Origin of the sequence: Micromonospora peucetia, from assembly GCF_900091625.1 — a bacterium.
In the GTDB taxonomy this organism is placed as follows: domain Bacteria; phylum Actinomycetota; class Actinomycetes; order Mycobacteriales; family Micromonosporaceae; genus Micromonospora; species Micromonospora peucetia.
Map to the genome: position 1 here is coordinate 5,259,774 of NZ_FMIC01000002.1, position 19,438 is coordinate 5,279,211.

Annotated in this window: 16 protein-coding genes; 9 read left to right on the plus strand and 7 right to left on the minus strand. The window is 73.1% G+C overall.

Features of this window, described 5'->3' with window-relative positions; all coding sequences use genetic code 11:
* Window positions 1–2: 2 nt before the first annotated feature.
* Window positions 3–1,073 (minus strand): CapA family protein, encoded by a 1,071-nt coding sequence (locus GA0070608_RS23775; protein WP_176733819.1) that lies wholly within the window; start codon window positions 1,071–1,073, stop codon window positions 3–5.
* A 145-nt stretch (window positions 1,074–1,218) separates the two neighbouring features.
* On the opposite strand from GA0070608_RS23775, the gene GA0070608_RS32780 reads away from it, so the two are divergent.
* Window positions 1,219–1,830, plus strand: coding sequence for a hypothetical protein (locus tag GA0070608_RS32780; protein WP_176733820.1), 612 nt, complete (start codon window positions 1,219–1,221; stop codon window positions 1,828–1,830).
* The gene (locus GA0070608_RS23785; RefSeq protein ID WP_091630707.1) at window positions 1,823–2,437 is read left to right on the plus strand and encodes an HD domain-containing protein; all 615 of its coding nucleotides are present in this window, start codon (window positions 1,823–1,825) and stop codon (window positions 2,435–2,437) included. The genes GA0070608_RS32780 and GA0070608_RS23785 overlap by 8 nt, the downstream gene beginning before the upstream one ends.
* Window positions 2,438–2,496: 59 nt before the next feature.
* On the opposite strand, the gene GA0070608_RS23790 is transcribed toward GA0070608_RS23785, so the two are convergent.
* Window positions 2,497–3,678 carry a citrate synthase gene (locus GA0070608_RS23790; protein ID WP_091635996.1) on the minus strand — a complete coding sequence of 394 codons (1,182 nt, stop codon included), beginning with the start codon at window positions 3,676–3,678 and terminating at the stop codon, window positions 2,497–2,499.
* Between the two features lie 68 nt (window positions 3,679–3,746).
* Here GA0070608_RS23790 and GA0070608_RS23795 point away from each other — a divergent pair, with 68 nt between their 5' ends.
* On the plus strand, window positions 3,747–4,946 hold the full coding sequence (locus tag GA0070608_RS23795) for a citrate synthase (protein WP_091630708.1): 1,200 nt from the start codon (window positions 3,747–3,749) through the stop codon (window positions 4,944–4,946).
* Window positions 4,947–4,979: 33 nt separating this feature from the next.
* On the opposite strand, the gene GA0070608_RS23800 is transcribed toward GA0070608_RS23795, so the two are convergent.
* Window positions 4,980–5,927, minus strand: coding sequence for a helix-turn-helix transcriptional regulator (locus GA0070608_RS23800; RefSeq protein ID WP_091630709.1), 948 nt, complete (start codon window positions 5,925–5,927; stop codon window positions 4,980–4,982).
* Window positions 5,928–5,990: 63 nt separating this feature from the next.
* Between GA0070608_RS23800 and GA0070608_RS23805 the strand changes: the two genes are divergently transcribed.
* Window positions 5,991–7,202 (plus strand): epoxide hydrolase family protein, encoded by a 1,212-nt coding sequence (locus GA0070608_RS23805; RefSeq protein WP_091630710.1) that lies wholly within the window; start codon window positions 5,991–5,993, stop codon window positions 7,200–7,202.
* 29 nt (window positions 7,203–7,231) lie between these two features.
* Here the strand turns inward: GA0070608_RS23805 and GA0070608_RS23810 are convergent, their stop codons facing one another.
* Window positions 7,232–7,975, minus strand: a complete 744-nt coding sequence (locus GA0070608_RS23810) for an N-acetyltransferase (protein WP_091630711.1) — start codon at window positions 7,973–7,975, stop codon at window positions 7,232–7,234.
* Window positions 7,976–8,444: 469 nt separating this feature from the next.
* Between GA0070608_RS23810 and GA0070608_RS23815 the strand changes: the two genes are divergently transcribed.
* Complete coding sequence (locus GA0070608_RS23815) at window positions 8,445–8,882, plus strand: TraR/DksA C4-type zinc finger protein (protein WP_141719539.1); 438 nt, start codon at window positions 8,445–8,447, stop codon at window positions 8,880–8,882.
* Between the two features lie 112 nt (window positions 8,883–8,994).
* Here the strand turns inward: GA0070608_RS23815 and GA0070608_RS23820 are convergent, their stop codons facing one another.
* Window positions 8,995–9,921, minus strand: coding sequence for a quinone oxidoreductase family protein (locus tag GA0070608_RS23820; RefSeq protein WP_091630713.1), 927 nt, complete (start codon window positions 9,919–9,921; stop codon window positions 8,995–8,997).
* Between the two features lie 123 nt (window positions 9,922–10,044).
* Here GA0070608_RS23820 and GA0070608_RS23825 point away from each other — a divergent pair, with 123 nt between their 5' ends.
* Window positions 10,045–10,497 (plus strand): MarR family winged helix-turn-helix transcriptional regulator, encoded by a 453-nt coding sequence (locus GA0070608_RS23825; RefSeq protein ID WP_245715904.1) that lies wholly within the window; start codon window positions 10,045–10,047, stop codon window positions 10,495–10,497.
* Window positions 10,498–10,659: 162 nt separating this feature from the next.
* On the opposite strand, the gene GA0070608_RS23830 is transcribed toward GA0070608_RS23825, so the two are convergent.
* The gene (locus tag GA0070608_RS23830) at window positions 10,660–11,922 is read right to left on the minus strand and encodes an NAD(P)/FAD-dependent oxidoreductase (RefSeq protein WP_091630715.1); all 1,263 of its coding nucleotides are present in this window, start codon (window positions 11,920–11,922) and stop codon (window positions 10,660–10,662) included.
* Between the two features lie 135 nt (window positions 11,923–12,057).
* Between GA0070608_RS23830 and GA0070608_RS23835 the strand changes: the two genes are divergently transcribed.
* On the plus strand, window positions 12,058–13,635 hold the full coding sequence (locus tag GA0070608_RS23835) for a helix-turn-helix domain-containing protein (protein ID WP_091630716.1): 1,578 nt from the start codon (window positions 12,058–12,060) through the stop codon (window positions 13,633–13,635).
* A 181-nt stretch (window positions 13,636–13,816) separates the two neighbouring features.
* Here the strand turns inward: GA0070608_RS23835 and recD2 are convergent, their stop codons facing one another.
* Window positions 13,817–16,021 (minus strand): SF1B family DNA helicase RecD2, encoded by a 2,205-nt coding sequence (recD2, locus tag GA0070608_RS23840; RefSeq protein WP_091630717.1) that lies wholly within the window; start codon window positions 16,019–16,021, stop codon window positions 13,817–13,819.
* A gap of 146 nt (window positions 16,022–16,167) precedes the next feature.
* Here recD2 and GA0070608_RS23845 point away from each other — a divergent pair, with 146 nt between their 5' ends.
* The gene (locus tag GA0070608_RS23845) at window positions 16,168–16,629 is read left to right on the plus strand and encodes a hypothetical protein (protein ID WP_091630718.1); all 462 of its coding nucleotides are present in this window, start codon (window positions 16,168–16,170) and stop codon (window positions 16,627–16,629) included.
* Complete coding sequence (locus GA0070608_RS23850; protein ID WP_091630719.1) at window positions 16,626–19,364, plus strand: M48 family metalloprotease; 2,739 nt, start codon at window positions 16,626–16,628, stop codon at window positions 19,362–19,364. Before GA0070608_RS23845 ends, GA0070608_RS23850 begins: the two co-directional genes overlap by 4 nt.
* The last annotated feature ends 74 nt before the right edge of the window (window positions 19,365–19,438 follow it).

Consider the following 19,438-nt stretch of genomic DNA (forward strand, 5'->3'; position numbering starts at 1 on the left):
AACTACCCCGTGGGCGACGCGGCGAGCCCGGTGCAGCCGCGCAGATCCGCGTACTCGCGGAGGATACGGGTCGCGTCCTGCCCGCCCGCGAGTTGGGACTGGCCGGTGCGCCGGGAGATCAGCGCCGGCACCAGCGCCGTCTTCACGATCTCCGCACCGCGCAGGGTCACCCGCAGCACGCCGGTGTCGTTGCTGTACGCGTCGTTCCGCCACCACAGGAAGTTGCCCAGCCCGTACTGGACGAAGGTCCTGCCGATCCAGCCGTCGCCGAGCAGCAGGTGGGCGTGGGTGCCGACGACGATGTCAGCGCCCGCCTGGGCAATCTCGTCGGCGAAAGCGCGCGCCTCGGCGGGCGGGCACGCGGCACCCTCCGTGCCCCAGTGGACGTAGACGACGACCACGTCGGCCCGCTGCCGCGCGGCTCGCACCGCCGCGACCGCACGGGGAAGGTCCCTCGTCATCGCGATGCCGGCCCGGGTCTCCGTGGCCCTCCATTCCGACCACAGCTCGTCGACCTGGCTGAAGGCGAGGAACGCGATGCGCGTACCGCTGACCCGGGTGATCCACGGCGCGTACGCCGCCGCCGCGTCGACACCCGCTCCGACGGCCGGCACCCCGGCGGCCTTCGCCGCGTCGACGGTATCGGCGAGTCCGTCCCGTCCGTAGTCCAGCGTGTGGTTGTTCGCGATCGACACGACGTCGACCCCGGCCGCCCGCACCGCGTCGTAGGTGGTCGTCGGTGCCCGGAACAGGAACTGCTTCGGCTCGGGGGAGCCACGCGTGGTGACCGCGGTCTCCAGGTTCACCATCGTGAGGTCCGCGGCGGACAGCGTCGACGAGATCGGCCCGAACGCGGTCGTCGGGACGTCCAGCAGGCCGGCCGTACGGCCCGCGAAGTGCACGTCACCCGCGAAGGCCAACGTGATCTCGGCGGGCCCGACCGGCGACGAGGGGGCCGCCACCTCGGCGGAGCGGGCCGGCGCACCGGCCGGCGGGTTCGGCCCGGCCGGGCACGCGGTCAGCGCCAGGGTCAGGGTCGCCACCGGCGCGACGAGGGATCGTGACCACCTCACCTCAGGCAGCCTACGGCGCACCGCCTGTCTCCGAGCCCGCTTGGCCGAGTTGGTCGGCACTGCCGTTGCTCGCCGGCAGCCCGATGCGTGGGCGGTCGTCCGTCGCTTCGTCGACGGGCGGGGGGAGACCTGACAGCATGTGTCCATGCGGGGCTGGCGGAAGCACGTCCTGCTCATCGTCTGGGTGGTCCTGCCGGTGACCGCCTGCACGTCCTCACCGGACGCGGACCATGGCCCCCGGCCCTCGCCGGGAGCTGCCACCTCGGTCGGCGCCGCCACCGGTGCGCCGGCCCCGACCGCCGGTGGCCCGGGACAGGTGTCGTGTGCGGACTCGATCGACGCCGCGCCGCAGCCCCCGGACGGATACCGGGTCGTCGTGGGGGACGTGGCGGTACCTACCCGGACGGTTCTGCAGGCGGCGGAATCGGGGGAGGCCGATCCTGCTGCGCGTCTGTTCGCCAAGTGGGGACTGGTGGTGCGGTCCGGCGCGGTGGTCGATCTTCGAGTGGCGCCCGGTTGGGAGGACAGGGCGCGCATCGGCTGGGGCCACTCGGCCGTGCCCGCGGTGAACGTACGCGTGGGCGCCTGCCCGCCGGTCGCCGGTCGGACGCAGTGGCTGGCCTTCGCCGGCGGGACCTGGGTCGCGCAACCGGGCTGCGTACCGGTGGTGGTTCGTTCGGGCGGCGGGCAGGCTCAGGTGCATCTAAGCATCGGCGTGCCGTGCGACGGCGTGGACGGCCGGTACTCCGATGACTGATCTCCGGGTCGCAGTTCCCACCGACAGGCAGATCCGCGCGCTGCACGAGCGCTACGCGCCCACCCCTGAGGCCTTCGATCTCGTCCACACTCACTGTCGGATCGTCTGCGGCCTGGCTGAGCAACTCCTCGACGGTCTGGGGGCGCACGCCCTCGACGTCGAGCTCGTGCGCGCCGGAAGCCTGCTCCACGACATCGGCGTCTACCGCCTGTACGGCCCTTCTGGCGTGCTGGATCAGAAAAACTACGTACGCCACGGCGTCCTCGGCTATGAACTTCTACGCGACCTCGGATTTCCGGAGGCGCTGTGCAGGTTCTGTTCTCATCACACCGGAGTCGGACTGTCGCGCGAGGATGTTCTCCAGCAGGGACTCCCGCTACCGGTCGGCAACTACCTCGCCGAGACCGACGAAGAGCGGTTGGTGATGTACGCCGACAAGTTCCACAGCAAGACGAGCCCGCCGACGTTCGTGAGCGCCAACTCCTACCTGGCCGGCGTGCGGCGTTTCGGCGAAGACAAGGCAACTCGATTCATGTTCATGGTGGCTGAGTTCGGTGAACCAGACCTGGCGGTGCTGGAAGGCGAGTACCAACCCGGTCTGGCGTGACGGTGGGCGTCGGAAATGTCGTACGGCAGGCAACCCGCCGAGGCCCGTGCCGCCGGGGTTCACGACCTCGGTGGCGAGTACACCTGGCCCATTGGCGGTGCGGCCTCGGCCGGCAGCGGCTGGGGCGGGCGGGGGCCCACGTACCGTGAGTCCGGCCGGATGATCTTCGAGTCCTCGGCCTGCTCCAGCACGTTCGCGCACCACCCGATGACCCGGCTGGTCGCGAAGGTGGGGGTGAACATCTCCCGAGGCAGCCCGCACAGGTGCATGACGACGCCGGCGTAGTACTCCACATTGGTGTGCAGTTCGCGGCCCGGCTTCAGCTCCGCCAACAGCGACAGGACCCGCTCCTCGACGGCCGTGGCGAAGTCCACCAGTTCGCCGCCGAGAGATCGGGCGACCCCCTTGAGCATGCGCGACCGGGGGTCCTCCGTGCGGTAGACGGGGTGCCCGAACCCCATGATCCGCTCGCCGTTCAGGATGCGGGCGCGCAGCCACGCGTCGGCCCGGTCCACGGAGCCGATGGCGTCGAGGGTGTCGAGGGCCCGGCTGGGGGCGCCGCCGTGCAGCGGACCGGAGAGCGCGCCGAGGGCGCCGCCGACGCAGGCGTAGATGTCGGCGCCGGTGGAGGCGATGACGCGGGCGGTGAAGGTGGAGGCGTTGAAGCCGTGGTCGACGGTCGCGATCAGGTAGCGCTCGATCGCGCGGGCGTGCGGTGCGGACGGCTCCTCGCCGGTGATCATGTACAGGTAGTTCGCCGCGTGTGACAGGTCGTCGCGCGACTCGATCGGCTCCAGCCCCGCCCGCAGCCGGAACAGGGCGGCCAACAGGCTGGGGGTGAGGGCGCAGAGCGCCATCGCCTGTGCCCGGCGTTCGGCCGGCGAGGTGTCGTACAGCGGGCGGGCCCCGGCGGCGAGGCCGGCGACGGCCAGCGCGGCCCGCAGCCCGCCCATCGGGTCCGGCGACGTCGATGCCGCGGCGATGTCGGGCAGCGCGGCGGCGACGGCGGGCGGGATGTGGCGCAGCGGCGCGATCTCCCGGTGTGCCGCCGTGGGATCGGCGGGCAGGCAGCCGTCGACGAGCAGCGCCCAGACATCCTCCAGCGTGCGGTGCTCGGCCAGGTCGATCGCCGAGTACTGCCGGTAGTGGTAGAAGCCCTCGGCGCCGCGGACGCGGCCGATCGTGGTGTCGGTGACCACGACGCCGGCGAGCCCGCGCGGAACGGTGATGGTGTCAGGCATGCGGGCAGCGTCCCGCCGACGGACGAACACAGTCAATGTTGATCCAGTCAACATGAGACCATGACCACATGTCCGGGGAAAAGCTGCTGACAACCGCCGAGGTGGCACTTCGCCTGCGCGTCAAGCCAGAGACGGTCTACGCGTACGTCAGCCGGGGGTTACTGGCCCGGGTCAAGGTCCCCGGCGAGCGGACCAGCCGGTTCCGGCTGGCCGACGTCGAGCGGCTCGCCGCCCGCACGCAGGCGACCCGGCCGGACCGCGACGCCGCCCCGGCGATGCGGACCGCCACCACCCTGATCGCGTACGGGCGGCTGCACTACCGGGGACTGGATGTCGCGAAGCTGGCGCCGGAGACCCCGTTCGAGGAGATCGCGTACTGGCTGTGGACGGGTGAGCGGCGCCGGGAGACCTTCGCGGCATCCGTGGAGACTCTCGACCGGGCCAGGCTGGCGAGCAGCCACCTGCCCGCCCGGGCCCGACTCTTCGACCGGCTGCCGGTGGTCGTGGCCGTCGCAGCCGCGATGGACCCGCTGCGCTTCGACCTGGCGCCCGCCACGGTGACGGCTCTCGCGCCGGCGTTGTTGTCGACCATGGTCGATGCCCTGCCCGTCGCCGGGCAGGCACCCTCCGACGAGCGTGTCGCCGCCCGCCTGTGGTCGCGGCTGACGGGCACGCCGCCGACCGCGCCCGGTCTCCGGGCGCTCAACGCCGCACTCGTCCTGCTCGCCGACCACGACCTGGCCGCGTCGACCATTGCGGTACGCGTCGCCGCCTCGACCCGGGCGAACCCCTACGCGGCGGTGCTGGCGGGTCTCGGCGCGCTGGACGGACCGATGCACGGGGCGATCGGCAGCGGTGTCCACCGGATGATCGGGGCGGCCCGGCGGGAAGGGGCGCCGGCGGTGATCGCCGAGTGGCTGCGGACCGGCGGCCTGCCCGGGTTCGGGCACCCGCTCTATCCGCAGGGCGACCCGCGGGGCGCCGCCCTGCTCGGTCTCGTCGCGGACCTGCCGGTCGACGGCGACCTGCGGCGGGCCGTCGACGACCTGACCGGCACGGCGGCACGCCGGGACGCCCCGCCGAACGTCGACTTCGCGCTCGGCGTGCTGGCACACGCGACCGGCATGGGGCCCGGCGCCGCCGAGGTGATCTTCTCCGTCGCCCGGACGGCGGGCTGGATCGCGCACGTCAACGAGGAGTACGTCCAGCCGGCCAACCGGTTCCGGTGGAACAGCGGCTACACCGGGCCGGCACCCGCCTCGCCGTGAACCCCGGCACGGCTGGTCCTCGCGGGTGTCCGGTCAGGTGGCGCGACGGCAGCGGTCCCCGAGGGCGCGGATCGCGTCGACCAGTTCCGGAGGACCGGTAACGGTGAAGTCCACGCCGACCGAGGTGACCATCCAGGCCAGGTCGGCGGCCGTATCGGCACCGAGGTGCAGCAGGCAGGTGCCGTCGTCGACGGGCTCCACCGCGCCCATTCCCGGCCACACCAGGTCGGCCACCGTCGCGGCCGGCCGGTGCATGGTGACGGTCGCCCGTACGGCCCACGGGCCGGTGGACAACTGCCGGGACAGGTACCCGGTCACGTCACCGTCGGGCGGCTCCCTCAGGGTGAAGCGTGGCCCGCTCGGGGTGCGGGCGCGCAGCCGGTCGACGCGGAACGTGCGCCAGTCGTCCCGATCGGTGTCCCAGGCGACGAGATACCAGTGCCGGCCCCAGTTGACCAGGGTGTGCGGCTCGACGTCGCGTACCGTCCCGCCGCCCTGGTGGTTGGTGTAGTCGAACCGCAGGCGCTCGCGGCGCGCGGTGGCCTCGGAGATGGCGAGCAGCACGCTCGGGTCGACCCGTGGGCCCCCGTCGGCGACCCGGACGGTGGCCTGTTGCAGGGTGGTGACCCGGTGTCGCAGCCGGGACGGCAGCACCCGTTCCAGCTTGGCCAGCGCGCGCAGCGCGGTCTCCTCGATGCCGGTCACCGAACTGGCCGTGGCGGTGCGCAGGCCGATGGCGACCGCTACCGCCTCGTCGTCGTCGAGCAGCAGCGGCGGCAGGGCCGCGCCGGCGCCCAGCCGGTATCCGGAGATGCCCCGGGTGGCGCGCACCGGATAGCCCAGCTCGCGCAGCCGGTCCACGTCCCGGCGTACGGTGCGGGTGGTCACCCCGAGCCGGCCGGCGAGGTCGGCGCCGGACCAGTCCCGGTACGTCTGCAACAACGACAGCAGTTTCAGCAGGCGAGCCGACGTCTCCAGCACGAGGACAAGGATGCCAGCCGGTTAGGAAGCATCCTGACCTAACCGGCTCCTAATGTCGTCGCCGTGACCGATTCCCGTTCCGAGATCCGCCCCTTCCGCATCGACATTCCCCAGGAGCAGTGGGACGACCTGACCACCCGGCTGGCGAACACCCGCTGGCCCGTGCTGCCCGACGTCGGCTGGAGCCGCGGCGTGCCCGTCGCGTACCTGAAGGGTCTGGCCGAGCACTGGCGCACCGGCTACGACTGGCGGGCCCACGAGGCGGAGCTGAACAGGATCCCGCAGTTCGTCACCGAGATCGACGGGCAGCGGATCCACTTCCTGCACGTCCGCTCGCCCGAGCCGGACGCGACGCCGCTGATGCTGCTGCACGGGTGGCCGGGCTCGATCCTGGAGTTCCTCGACGCCATCGGCCCGCTGACCGACCCGCGCGCACACGGCGGCGACCCGACCGACGCGTTCCACCTCGTCGTGCCGTCCCTGCCCGGGTTCGGGTTCTCCACGCCGCTGGCCGGGCCGGGCTGGGGGAGCGAGACGATGGCCACGGCGATGGTGCGGCTGATGAGCCGGCTCGGCTACGAGCGCTACGGGGTACAGGGCGGGGACACCGGCTCCTGGGTCGCCCCGGCCATCGGCCGGCAGGCCCCGGAGCACGTGCTCGGGGTCCACGTCAACGCGCTGCTCACCTACCCGATCGGCGCCGACGGCGAACTCGACGGGCTCACCGACGCCGAGCAGCGGCGCCTGGCGGCGATGGCGAGCTACAACGACGGCTACCTGCAGATCCAGGCCAAGTCGCCGCACACGCTGGCGTACGGGCTGCACGACTCGCCGGCCGGGCAGCTCGCGTGGATCGCCGAGATGTTCCACCGCCTGACCGACCGCCCCGCCGACGAGCCCCTCGACACCGTCGTCGACACCGACCGGCTGCTCACCAACGTCAGCCTCTACTGGCTGGCCGGCGCGGGCGGATCGGCGGCACAGGTCTACTACGAGGACATCACCGCGAACGCGTGGAGCGACGGGGCGGGCGAGTGGGGCGACACCGGGGCGGACGGCGACGCCGCCGCCAGCTGGTCGGCCCCCGCCGCCGGCACGGTGCCCACCGGCGTGCTGGTGTCGACCGCGAAGGACGTCACGATCCGCCGCTTCGCCGAGCGTGAGCACCGCGTGGTGCACTGGACGGAGCACGACCGGGGCGGGCACTTCTTCGCCCTGGAGCAGCCCCGGCTGTTCACCGAGGACGTGCGCGACTTCTTCCGAAAGGTCCGCTGAGACGGCCAGCCGTGAGCGGCCGGCAGCGCCTACAGCCGGTGCCGGACCCAGACGTTGGGCTCGACGTAGACGGCGTGGTCGTGCGCCACGTCGCAGTGCACCGGCACGAGGGCCCCCGGCACGTGGACCGGCCCGGTGGTGTCGAACGGCAGGCCCGTCCAGCGACGCCAGTCGGCGAGGGTCCCGGTGATCGTCATCGACCTGGCGGCGACGCGCTCGATGTGTCCGCCCGCGCGGACGTGCACCCGCAGCCACGGATCGACCGGCAGGCCGTCCTCGCGGACCTGCGCCGCGTACTGCGTCATCGGCAGTTCGGGCCGGGCGTGCTTGCCGCTCGGGCGGACCGGCGCGACCAGCGTGTCGTAACCCAGTCGGGCGACGGCCTCCCGCATGGCGGCGAGCATCAGGGCGGACAGCCCGGTGCCGCGCCGGTCGGGCCGGACGCAGATCTCCAGCGCCGAGACGATGTTCGTGGCGGTGCCGGTGAGGCGGTTGATGGTGGCCCGCTGGATGACCCGGTCCCAGCCGCCGTCGGGAAGCTCGTCCTCCGTCCAGCGCAACGGTACGGCGTACGCCCGGGCGACGGGGCAGCCGGGATCGGCGGGGTCTACGGCGGCGAACACGAACTCGGGATACAGGTCGTGGGCGACGCCGTAGTACACCGCGCCCATCGGGTCCCACAGCATGAACGGCGGCCAGGCCCCGTCGAAGTCCTTGTCGAGCGGACCGGCGAGGTCGGGGCGGTCCGCCAGGCTCACGATGTCGAGGGTCACGGCGGCACCGTAGAGCGCCGGCCCGGCACGCGCACGTTGTTTTCGGGGCCTGTGCGCCGGGTCACGCGCCCGGATCGAGGCGGCAGCGCAGCGACGCGCCGCCGGGACTCCGGCGCCGCTGGCCGGTACACGGGCGTTCGGTCTATGGTGGCGCCGTGATCGCTCCCGGCCCATTCCGGCAGCCCCGCACCGTGGCCTACCAGGACCTTTCCGTGCAGTCGCGTACGACTGCGGCGGTCGGGCCGCGGACCCACCTGGTCGCGGGCGCGATCACCCGCCGCCCCCTCGTGCCGTCGGTCGCCCTCGCCCGCCGGGGCGCCGTCGCGCCGCCGACCCGGCGGATGCCTCTCCAGCGCCGCCCGCCGCCACCCGGCCGAGATCCACAGGACCGGCACCGGCGGGCGGAGCGCACCAGCGCTCCGCCCCTTCTTTTCATTCCGAGCAGGGAGAAAAACCGATCGTGTACGTCGTGAACAGGCAGGACGAGCTGGGTGTGCTGCGGATCGTCCTGGAGGAGCAGTACGAGCGGCACAGCACCCAGCTGGCGCTGCTGGACCGGCAGGCCCGCCGGATCCGCTCCGACGGCGCCGACCTCGAGGCCGCTTCCGCGTTGACCGCCGCCACCCGACGGGCGCTGGGTGACATCGCCCGGGCGCTGCACTACCTGGAACAGGGCCACTACGGCGGCTGCGAGGGGTGTGACCGCGACATCCCGATCGAAGAGCTGGCGCACCGGCCGTCGACCCGGTTCTGCGCCACCTGCCAGCCCGTGGCTCGCCAGCGCGCTGCCCACAGCCGGCGTACGGCACCCACCATCGGCATCGCCCCGCGTGAGGGCAGCTGGCCGAAGGCCGGAGCACCCTCGTGGAGCGACCGCTGTCGCCACCGGAGCGGCCCCGGGGCATGAGGTGACTGTCTTGCCGGTGCCGACCGGTCCTGTCGCAGGGCCTCCCACAGGCGTAAGCCGTACGCCGGTCGGCAGCGGCGGGTCGGCCGGAGGGGGCGGTCCTCCAGGCGAACTACGGCATCAGGACGATGCGCTCGTCCGTCTCGGCGGTCCACGCTTGCGAGATCTCCGCGAGTGGGATGCGCCGGGCCCGCACCTCGATCGCGCCCTCGGCCACCGCGATGGCCAGCTCCGGCAGTTCTGAGATGAATTCGTGGGGGGAGACGGAGCCGATGCCGCTGCCGATGATCTGTAGCTGGGCGCCGCGCAGGGCGGCGGACGGGACCGGTGCGGAGTCACCGGCGATCGATCCGATCTCGATCCAGATCAGCGGGACGCGGCGGTCGGTGCGAGCGGTGAGCAGCTGGATCATGGCCTGGCCGGTGGGTTCGCCCCAGACGTAGTCGAGAACGACATCGACGTCGGCTGCCTGCTCGATCTGGTCGAACGTGATCACCTCGTCGGCGCCGAGCGCGGGCAGAGTGGCCAGACGCGCGGTGTCGCGGCCGGCGGCGATCACCTCGGCGGCGCCGAATCGCTTGGCGATCTGGATGGCCATCCGTCCGGCGCTGCCTGTGGCACCGAGCACGAGGACCCGCTGGCCCTTCGGGAAGTCGATGCGGCGGCGCAGCGCGACCCATGAGGACATCCCGGGGTTCATCGCGGCGGCGCTCTGCACGGGATCGATGTTGTCCGGCAGGAGAACGCTGCGGCGCGGGTCGATCACGGTTCGTTCGGCGAACGTGCCCAGGGCCGTGTCGTCCAGCACCGCATAGCGAAGTCGCCCCTGGTTGTCGCGCACGACGCCGTCGACGCCGGGAACGAGCGGCAGTACGCCGTTGCTGGAGTAGTGCGAACCGTCGGCCTTTGCCCTCGTCAGGTGGTGCAGTCCGGCCGCGAGAACCTCCACGACCATCTCATTCTCGCCGGTAGCAACCGGTTCGGGGTGCTCGCCGTAGCTCGGCGGGGTGTTCAAGGCGGTGATGACAGCCGCGTGCATGTGGCTCCCCTCGGATGGTTTGTATTACCAACAAGAGTGATGATGGTTGGTATTGCGAACCATGTCAACTAGCATGCGGACATGACTACCGATGCGCCGGCTGGAGTCTCCGCGGACCCTCTCGTGGACGCCCTCGTCCGCAACGCCTTTCAGGTGATGGGCGTGCTCACCCGGGTCGGCGCCGAGCATGACCTGTCATTGACGCAACTGCGGGTCCTTGGCCTGCTGCGCGACCGCAGGCCGCGGATGACCGAGTTGGCCGCGTTCCTCGGCCTGGACAAGTCGACGATGTCCGGCTTGATTGACCGTGCCGAGCGCCGGGGGCTGCTCGCGCGTGGCAAGAGTGCCGAGGACCGCCGAGCCGTTGACGTGTTCCTCACCGCGGTCGGACTTGAGTTGACCGAGCGGCTCTACGGCGAGGTCAGGGCCGCGCTGCTGCCGGCAACCGGCCGGCTGGACCCGGAGCAGCGCCATCGGCTCACCGAACTGATCGAACCGGTCCTCGCTCCTGTCGCTGGCGCCGGGGAGCCCTCGCCGAAGAGAATCCCGGCGCGCTTGGAACTCGCTGCCGACTGACGGTCTTCCAACGAATCGGTCTCTACTGGCGCGAAGGTGAAACAAACGTCCAGTCAGACGCGCCCGGCGCTCCGCACCGCGAGCGGGAGAAGGGCGGCTCGCCCGTTTCCCGCCTGCCAGCCATCAGCTCAGCACTGCTGAACCGGCCCGCCATACTCACCGTCAGCGCAGCGGGTCGAACGGGCGGAGCTCCACGGGCTGCCCGTCGCCGGTGATCTGCGCGGCGAGCAGCTCGCCGGTGAGCGGGCCGAGGGTGATGCCCCACATGCCGTGGCCGCCGGCGGCGAAGACCCGCGGTGACCTGGTCCGCCCGATCAGGGGAAGGCCGTCGGGGGTGCAGGGCCGCGAGCCGACCCACTCGTCGGTGCGGGCATCCAGGTCGGCGCCCCGCAGCAGCGGTCGCGCGGCCTCGGCGATGGCCGAGATGCGACGCCGGTCCAGCGGCGCCTCGGCGCTGCGGAACTCCATCATCCCGGCGACACGCAGCCGGTCGTCCAGCGGCGTGCAGGCCACGCGCTGCGCGGGGAAGTAGACCGGACCGGCCGGCAGGTGCTCGATCGCGACGCTGAAGCTGTATCCGCGGCCGGCCTGCACGACGGTCCGGACGCCGAAGCGCCGGGCCAACTGGCCGAGCCAGGTGCCGGTCGCCAGCACCACCGCGTCGTAGCGCTCGTCGGTGCCGGCGGAGGTCACCACCCGGACCCCGGTCCCCTCGTCGCGGACGTCCACGACGTCCACCCCGGCCACGATCGCCGCGCCCCGGGCGCGGACGGAGTCGGCCAGTGCGTGCACGTACTGCCCGGGGTTGATGTAGCGCTGGTCGTGCAGGCGGATGGCGGCGCCGACGGTGTCCGCCAGCGAGGGCTCCACCTCCCGCGCCTCGGCCCCGGTCAGGACGTCGAACTCGATGCCCTGGCCCGCGGCGTGGATGTGCGCCAGCTCGTCGAGCAGGACCGACCGCTCGGCCTCGGTCCGGTATGCCGCGATGAACGACTTCGCCTCGTGCGTCGGCGCCCCGACCCCGCCGGCCGCCAGCACGTCGAACGCCTCCAACGCCCGCCGGTTCATCGGGATGAAGGCCCGCATCGCGGCCTGCCACTTCGACGGGGTGCTGTGTCGCGCGAAGCCCGCCAGGAACCGCAGGAGCCGGGGGTCCGCGCGCGGCGGCACGTAGACCGGCGAGGACGGGCTCAGGACGGCGCGCAGCCCGTAGCGCAGCACCGCCGGCTCCGGCAGGGGAGTGGTGATGCCGGGAGTGAGCCAGCCCGCGTTGCCCCACGACGCGCCCGCCGCCACTCCCGTACGGTCGAGCACGGTGACCCGGACCCCCCGCTCCTGCAGGAACCAGGCGGTGGCCAGCCCGACCATCCCCGCGCCGACGACGGCGACGTGCTGGGGGGCGGGCACTGACTCGACGGGGGACATGTCGTTTTCTCCTTCAGGGGCAAGCGAGGTTGCGGCCAATCCTGTCCCCGCCGGGCCGAGAGGTCATTGTTCGTTGCGACCAAGGATCGCCCAGGTGGTTGGCCGGACCGGACAAGACCGAGGCACAATCGGGTCATGCTCACCGTGGCTGGCGTGGTGGACGCGGCCGGCGCCGCGTTGCTCAAGATCGTCGTGGCCGCCGGCGAGGCGGAGGTCCGCGACGTGACCCTCGCCGAACTCGACGACGCCACGACCGGCCAGAGCGGCGACCTCGTCCTCGGTGCGGGCATCTCGACACCGGACCAGGCACTCGCCGTCCTCGCGCGCTGCGACGAGACCGGGGCCGCCGGCCTCGTCCTCAAGCCCCCGCTGGCCGCGCACCCCGGGGTGACGTCGGCCGCCGCCGAACGGCGCCTGACCCTGGTCGAGTTGCAGCGCCACGGCTCCTGGGCGCAGCTCGTCTGGCTGCTGCGCGGGGTGATCGACCGGGCCGTCGCGCCCGGCTCGCCGGAGACCGGGGAGCCCGGCGTGTACGACGAGTTGTTCGCCCTCGCCGACGCGACCGCCGCCGTCGTCGACGCGCCGGTGACGATCGAGGACGCCCAGTCGCGGGTACTCGCCTACTCGTCGCGGCAGGACCGAACCGACCCGGCGCGCGTGTCGACCATCGTCGGACGCCGCGCCCCCGGCAACGTGATCGCCCACTTCCGTTCCCGTGGCGTCTTCCGCAAGCTCGCGACGGGCAGCGAGCTGATCTTCGTACCGCAGGGCCCGGACGGGACGCTGCCCCGGCTCATCGTCCCGATCCGCGCCGGCGGCGAGCTGCTCGGCTCGATCTGGGCCGTTGTCGAGGGCCCGGTGCCGGACGGGCGGCTGCGCGATCTCCAGGGCACCGCGTCCGTGCTGGCCCTGCACCTGCTTCGCCTGCGGGTTCAGGCCGACGTCGCGCGCCGGGTGTCGGCCGACCGTCTGCGGGCCGTCCTGCGGGCCCCCGGCAGGATCGGTCGGGAGGAGCTGGCCCTCTCCGAGGGGCCGTGGCGGGTCGTCGCGCTCGGCGTGGACGGTGGGACGGGGGAGATGGTCGACAACCTCGCCCTGTGGGAGTCGATCACCCGCCGGCACGGCTGGCGCCAGCCGCTGCTCGCCGACGTCGGAGACGTCCTGTTCGCCGTCCTGGTCGACGAGGGAGCCTCGCCCGGGTCCCGGCGGTGGATGGAGAAGCTGATCCACGACGTCGCCGTGCACGACCCCGGGCTGCACGCCGCGTCCGGCGGCGTCGCCCGTGACCTGACGGACCTGCCGCGCTCGCGCGCCGAGGCGGCGGAGCTGCTCGCGTTGCGTGGTCCGGCCGGACCGCGGGGCCCGATGCTGCGGTTCGAGGACCAGTGGGCGGAGGTGGTCGTGCACCGGCTGGTCGGCGCGATGCCGAGCGTCGACCTGCTGGTGGGTGGGCCGCTGCCCGACCTCGTGGCCCACGACCGGGAGCACGGCACCGACTACGTCGCCACGGTCGCCGCCTGGCTCGACCAGCAGGGCGACCCGAAGCGGGCCGCCCGGCAGTTGCACGTACACCCCAACACGCTCCGGTACCGGATGCGCCGGCTCACCGAGGTCGTCCCCGTCGATCTCGGGTCGCCGCGTACCCGACTGGCGTTGCAGATCCAGCTCGCGGCGCTGCGCCCCGCGCCGACCACACCCCGTTCGGCTGGGTAGAAACGCGGGCCGGCCACGCCCCGGTGCCCAGCATCCGGGCCACCGCCTCCGTCGGGCTCGCCCGGTGGACCCCGCAGTCAGGGCATGCCAGGATGTCCGTTCCGGCCGGCAACTCGTCGGACAACAGTTCGTCGTCCATGGGCGGTGGCTGAGGCCGTCACGGGCCGGAGCGTCGAGTCGCTCAGCCGAGGCGGTGGTCGAGGGCGGTGTGGCGACGCCCGGCGCCGACGGTACGGACGGCAGCCGCGAGGGCGCGGCGGGAACCGACCAGGACGACCAGCTTCTTGGCGCGGGTGACGGCCGTGTATAGCAGGTTGCGTTGCAACATCATCCAGGCGCTGGTGGTCAGCGGGATGACGACGGCAGGGTACTCGGAGCCCTGCGAGCGGTGGATCGTCATGGCGTACGCGTGGGCGAGTTCGTCGAGTTCGTCGAAGTCGTAGTCGATGCTCTCGTCCTCGTCGGTGCGTACGGTCAGGGTCTGCTCCTCGGTGCTCAGGGCGGTGACGATGCCGACGGTGCCGTTGAAGACGCCGGCCTGGCCCTTGTCGTAGTTGTTGCGGATCTGGGTGACCTTGTCGCCGACGCGGAACACCCGTCCACCCAGACGTCGCTCGGGTTGCCCGTCGCGGGCCGGCGTGAGCCGCTGCTGGAGCAGTGTGTTCAGGGCCGCCGCACCGGCGGGGCCGCGGTGCATGGGGGCGAGGACCTGGACGTCGCGGCGCGGGTCGAGGCCGAAGCGGGCCGGGATCCGGGTGCAGGCGACGTCGACGGTCAGGGCGGCGGCGGCCTCGGTGTCGTCGCTGGCGAACAGGAAGAAGTCGCTGAGGCCCTGGAGCAGGGGTGGCTTGCCGGCGTTGATGCGGTGGGCGTTGGAGACGACCCCGGACTCCGCGGCCTGGCGGAAGACCTGCGTCAGCCGGACCCGGGGGATGGCCGGGGCGGCGAGCAGGTCCCGCAGGACCTCGCCGGCGCCGACCGAGGGGAGCTGGTCAACGTCCCCGACGAGCAGCAGGTGCGCGCCCGGTGGTACGGCCTTGACGAGCTTGTTGGCCAGGATGAGGTCGAGCATGGAGGCCTCGTCGACGACGAGGAGGTCGACGTCGAGGGGATTGTCCCGGTCGTGGCTGGCCTCTCCGCCGGGGCGTAGCTGTAGCAGTCGGTGCACGGTGGCCGCCGGATGCCCGGTCAGCTCCGACAGTCGCTTCGCGGCGCGGCCCGTCGGCGCGACGAGGGTGACCTTGGCCCTCTTCGCGGCGGCGAGTTCGACGATCGAGCGGACGGTGAAGCTCTTGCCGCAGCCGGGACCGCCGGTCAGCACGGCGACCCTGGAGGTGAGGGCGAGCCGGACCGCCTGTTCCTGCTCGGCGGCGAGGTCGGTGCCGGTGCGGGCCTTCAACCAGGCCAGCGCCCTGCCCCAGTCGACGCCTGTGAAGTGGGGCAGCCGGTCGGCGCGGTCGCGCAGCAGCCGCAGCAGGGATCCGGCCAGGGACTGCTCGGCGCGGTGGAACGGCACCAGGTACACCGATGCCGTCGGCTCGCCGTCCGGTCCGGGCAGCGTCTCGCGGACCACACCCTCCTCGTCGACGAGTTCGTCGAGGCAGGCGGTGACGAGGTCGCCCGGCACGTTGAGGATCTTGGTCGCGTCGGCTACCAGTTGCGGGTGGGGCAGATAGCAGTGCCCGTCGTCGGTGGCCTCGGACAGGGTGTGTTGCAGGCCGGCCTTGACCCGCTGGGGGCTGTCGTGCGGGATCCCGACGGCCTGGGCGATCGTGTCGGCGGTCTTGAACCCGATGCCCCACACGTCGGCTGCCAGCCGGTACGGCTCGTTGCGGACCACGGTGACGGAGGCGTCGCCGTACTTCTTGAAGATCCGCACGGCCAGCGAGGTGGACACGCCGACGCCCTGGAGGAAGAGCATCACCTCCTTGATGGCCTTCTGCTCCTCCCACGCCGCGGAGATCTTCGCGGTGCGTTTCGGTCCCAGGCCGGGCACCTCGACGAGGCGGGCCGGCTCGTCCTCGATGACGCGGAGGGTGTCGAGGCCGAAGTGGGCGACGATCCGTTCGGCGAACACCGGACCGATGCCCTTGACCAGCCCGGAACCGAGGTAGCGGCGGATGCCCTGGATGGTGGCCGGCAGAACCGTGGTGTAGGAGTGCACCTCGAACTGCCGGCCGTACTGCGGGTGCGACGACCACCCTCCGGACAGCCGCAGGCTTTCCCCCGGCTGGGCTCCCAGCAGCGCACCGACCACTGTGAGCAGGTCACCGCCGCGGTCGGTGGACACCCGGGCGACGGTGTAGCCGGTCTCCTCGTTGACGTAGGTCAACCGCTCCAGCACCGCGTCCAACACGGCCGACGGCGGGCGGGTGGCGGCAGTCACCCGCCCATCCTGCCTCCTGCTGAGGCGGGGGCGCCGTCGGCCCAGCCGTCCTGCCGCCACGAACTCCCGGACGGGCCTTCAGGCCCTGGTGCCGGAAACCTTACTGTCGGGTATCCGGGCTGGCGGCGTACCGGCACGATGGCACCGTGACCGAGCCCCAGAACACCACCGCCGAACTGGTTGTGGACGCCGCTCACGCGGCGGTGCGTCGACTCGCCCCCGAGGAACTTCCGATCTTCGACGAGGTGGCCGCCGGCTGGCGACGGCAGCTGTCGAAGGGAGGCCCGACCTGGTCCGTGCCGCAGGGCGGGGTCGGCTTCGGCATCGACGTCACCCTGCTCACCGAACTCGTGCTCCAGGTGGTGGCCGCGGCCGTGGGTGAGGTGCTCGTCCTCGGTGCCACCGCCGCCCGGGTCGGTCTGCTGCGTCGCCGTCGCCGTGAACTGCCTGCCCCGCCCGAGGCCGGACCGGGACTGGATTCCACCCAGGCACGCCGACTGCGGGAGGCGTGTCACCGGCACGCGGTGGCGCTGGGTCTCGATCCCGCCCGGGCGGAACTGCTCGCCGACGCGGCCGTCGGCGCGATGGTCGATCCACCGGACGCATGACCGGGCCAGGTGCCGGCCCAGGCACCCCTCCGGACCGGCTCGGCTGGCTCTACACACTCGTGCTGGCATCCCTGATCAGCGTCGGGATCAGCGCCGGCGGCCTCTACTTCCACGCCGACCGCTCGCTCGCCCGCCCCTGGGCGGTCGCCGTCGACGTCTGCACCCGGGTCCATCCGGCGGAACAGTCGGCTGCCCGCGAGCGTTGTCTGGCCGGGCAGTTCGGCCGGCGCGGAGCGGTCATGGCCACCGGGGCGGGGATCGCGCTGGGCGGGGCGGTGGTGCTCGTCCTGGTACTGCCGCTGACCGACCGGCGCCGGCTTCGTCGCCGGCTCACCCTGCCGGGCGCACAGGAACGGTTCGTCGAGCTCTGCGACCGGAACCGGTTGGTCGGGCGACACCGGCCGAGGTTGGTCGTCGCCGCCCCACCCGTACGGCAGGCGTACACCACCGGTGGCGTGCTCGGCCGGCCGACGGTGGTGCTCCCGGCGGCCGTCGCGGTGGCCCATGCCGACCCGGCGCGGTTCGACCCCGTCGTCGAGCACGAACTCGCGCACGTCCTCGCCCGGGACGTGGCCTGGGCATCGGCCGTCCGGGGCCTGATCTGGCTGCCGGTGCCGGCGGTGCTCGCCGCCGGCCTGCTCGAGGTGGCCTTCTTCGGGCTGAACGCGACCTACCTGGCGGCGCTCGGCCGGACGGCGCTCATCGCGGTGGTGGCCGCGCTGCTGGCTGCCGGGCTGCTGCGGCGACGTGAGCGGGAAGCCGACCGGTATGCCGCCGACGCCGGCCACACCGAGCACCTGGTCGCGCTGCTGGGCACCGGGACCGCTCGGCCGACACGACGGAGTTGGCTGCTCGCCCGGCATCCCGCTCCGGCGGTCCGGGCTGCGGCGCTGGGCCGGCCCGCGGACCCGCCGGGTGGCTGGACCCACGGGCTGGCGGTCGGCGCGGTCGCGATGCTGGCGATGAGCTCCGCTGCCGCCCTCGTGGGTGATCTCTTCCTGACCGGGCAGGCGACCGTCGGGCCGCCCGTCGCGGTCTGTGTCGGCTCCGTCCTGCTGAACCTCGGACTGCTGCCCACGCTGCTCCGCCGGGCCACCGCCGGCGCGGGCGGCTGGTGGCGGCCCGTTCTCGGCGTGGCCACCGGCTTCGCGGGGGCGGCGTTCATCGCCACCGCGCTGCCGGTCCCGGGAAGTTCGGGCGTGACCGCCCGGGCGGACGTGTCGGTCGCGATGCTCGTCGCCGCACTGGCGGGAGCACTCGCCGCCGCGGTGGCCGGGCTGTGCGTGTTGCTGGCGCGACTGGTGGTCGCCCTCCGGCCCGGACCGGCCGGCTGGCGTTCGGCCACGTACCTGGTCGCGGTAGCTGCCGGTGTCGCGGTGCTCTGGCCGTTGCCGGCGCTGGCGTCCGTGCCGACCGATGGCCAGGCGGCCCGCGACTGGCTGGTCTTCGCGCTGCCCCGCACCGGTTGGCCGCTGCTCGCGTTACTGGTCCCGGTGCTGGTCGGCCTGCTGCTCCGCGAGGGCCACCGGCGCCCTGCGTCCCAGCGGGACCGGGGGATCGTGGCGGCGGTCCTGATCGCCGTGCTGATCGGTGCCGGGGCCGCCATCTGGCGGACCGAACTGTTCCCGCCGGACACGCTGGCCGAGGCGAACCGGATGGCCCAACAGCGCTGGCTGCTCTGCGCGCTCACCGGCTGGGCGGTCCTGGTGGTGCTCGCGTTCGGCCGTCATGCCGGTGTCGGCCGGGCGTTGACCGCAGGCTGGCTGGCCGGCACGGCGGCGGCGCTGTCGCAGTACCTGCACGCCCTGCTCACCGGACGGGCGGACGGGCTGGGAACCGTCGAGGCGCACCTGCTGGCACCGCTGGTCTGGCTGGGCTACCTCGTCGCGTTCACCCTCCCGTTCCTGGTGTCCCGACCGCCCGTGCCCGGCCCGGATCCGTCCTCTTCGGACCGGCACCGGTCGGCCGTGCCGGCGGTCGCGATGCTGGCGGCCGCGCTTGCGGTGGCGGTGCTCGGGCCGGGGATCCCCGGGGTGTACGCGCCGGTCCCGGCGGCTCCGAACGGAGCCGCAGCGCCGTCGGCGGTCCCGGCCGTCCCGCCGGTGCCCGACGCCACCCCAGGGCCCGCGCGACCCGGTCCCGGTCGGCTGCTCACCCGTGCGGAGGCCCGCCGGGCGGCCGGTGCGGTGCGGGCGGTGCTGCCGCGGGGCTGGCGGGTGCCGCCCGACCGGGCCGACAGCGGCAGCTCCCGGATCGACCCGTCGGCCTGCCGGCCGCTGGCCATGGACTCCTACCTGGACCGCCTCGGTAAAGCCGAACGGGTTCGGGAGCGGATCCGCTACGCGACGGTACCCGGCCCCACGGCCACCGCGTCGACCGAACTGGTGGTAGAGATCAGGTCCCATGCCGCTCCGGTGCCCGTGTCGGTGCTCGCCGAGGCAGAGTCGTCGCGCCGGGCCTGCCCCCGCTTCACCGCCCGGGGCGCGAACGGCTCGGCCATCCGGTTCGCGGTCGGCGCGAAGCCGCCGCCCACGCTCGGTGAGCAGTCCTGGCGGGTGGACTACCGGCTCACCGCGGGCAGCGGGCAGACCCGGATCACCGGACAATCGGCCTTCGTGATCGTCCGGGCGGGGCACAACCTGGTGACCGTCTATGCCAGCGCCATCGAGGAGCCCCTCGACGAGCGGCTGCTCGGTGCGGCGGTCGAGGCCGCCGTCGCGGGACTGACCGGCTGACGGCGAACCCCAGCGGCTCGTGCCGCCAAAACCGCCCGCTCAACCGCCGCACCACCACGGCGTCGTCGAAGTCG

Coding starts and splice junctions, on each gene's coding strand:
- GA0070608_RS32780 (WP_176733820.1), top strand. CDS start 1,219: ATGCGGGGCTGGCGGAAGCACGTCCTGCTCATCGTCTGGGTGGTCCTG.
- GA0070608_RS23785 (WP_091630707.1), top strand. CDS start 1,823: ATGACTGATCTCCGGGTCGCAGTTCCCACCGACAGGCAGATCCGCGCG.
- GA0070608_RS23790 (WP_091635996.1), bottom strand. CDS start 3,678: ATGCCTGACACCATCACCGTTCCGCGCGGGCTCGCCGGCGTCGTGGTC.
- GA0070608_RS23795 (WP_091630708.1), top strand. CDS start 3,747: ATGTCCGGGGAAAAGCTGCTGACAACCGCCGAGGTGGCACTTCGCCTG.
- GA0070608_RS23820 (WP_091630713.1), bottom strand. CDS start 9,921: ATGCACGCGGCTGTCATCACCGCCTTGAACACCCCGCCGAGCTACGGC.
- GA0070608_RS23830 (WP_091630715.1), bottom strand. CDS start 11,922: ATGTCCCCCGTCGAGTCAGTGCCCGCCCCCCAGCACGTCGCCGTCGTC.
- GA0070608_RS23835 (WP_091630716.1), top strand. CDS start 12,058: ATGCTCACCGTGGCTGGCGTGGTGGACGCGGCCGGCGCCGCGTTGCTC.
- GA0070608_RS23850 (WP_091630719.1), top strand. CDS start 16,626: ATGACCGGGCCAGGTGCCGGCCCAGGCACCCCTCCGGACCGGCTCGGC.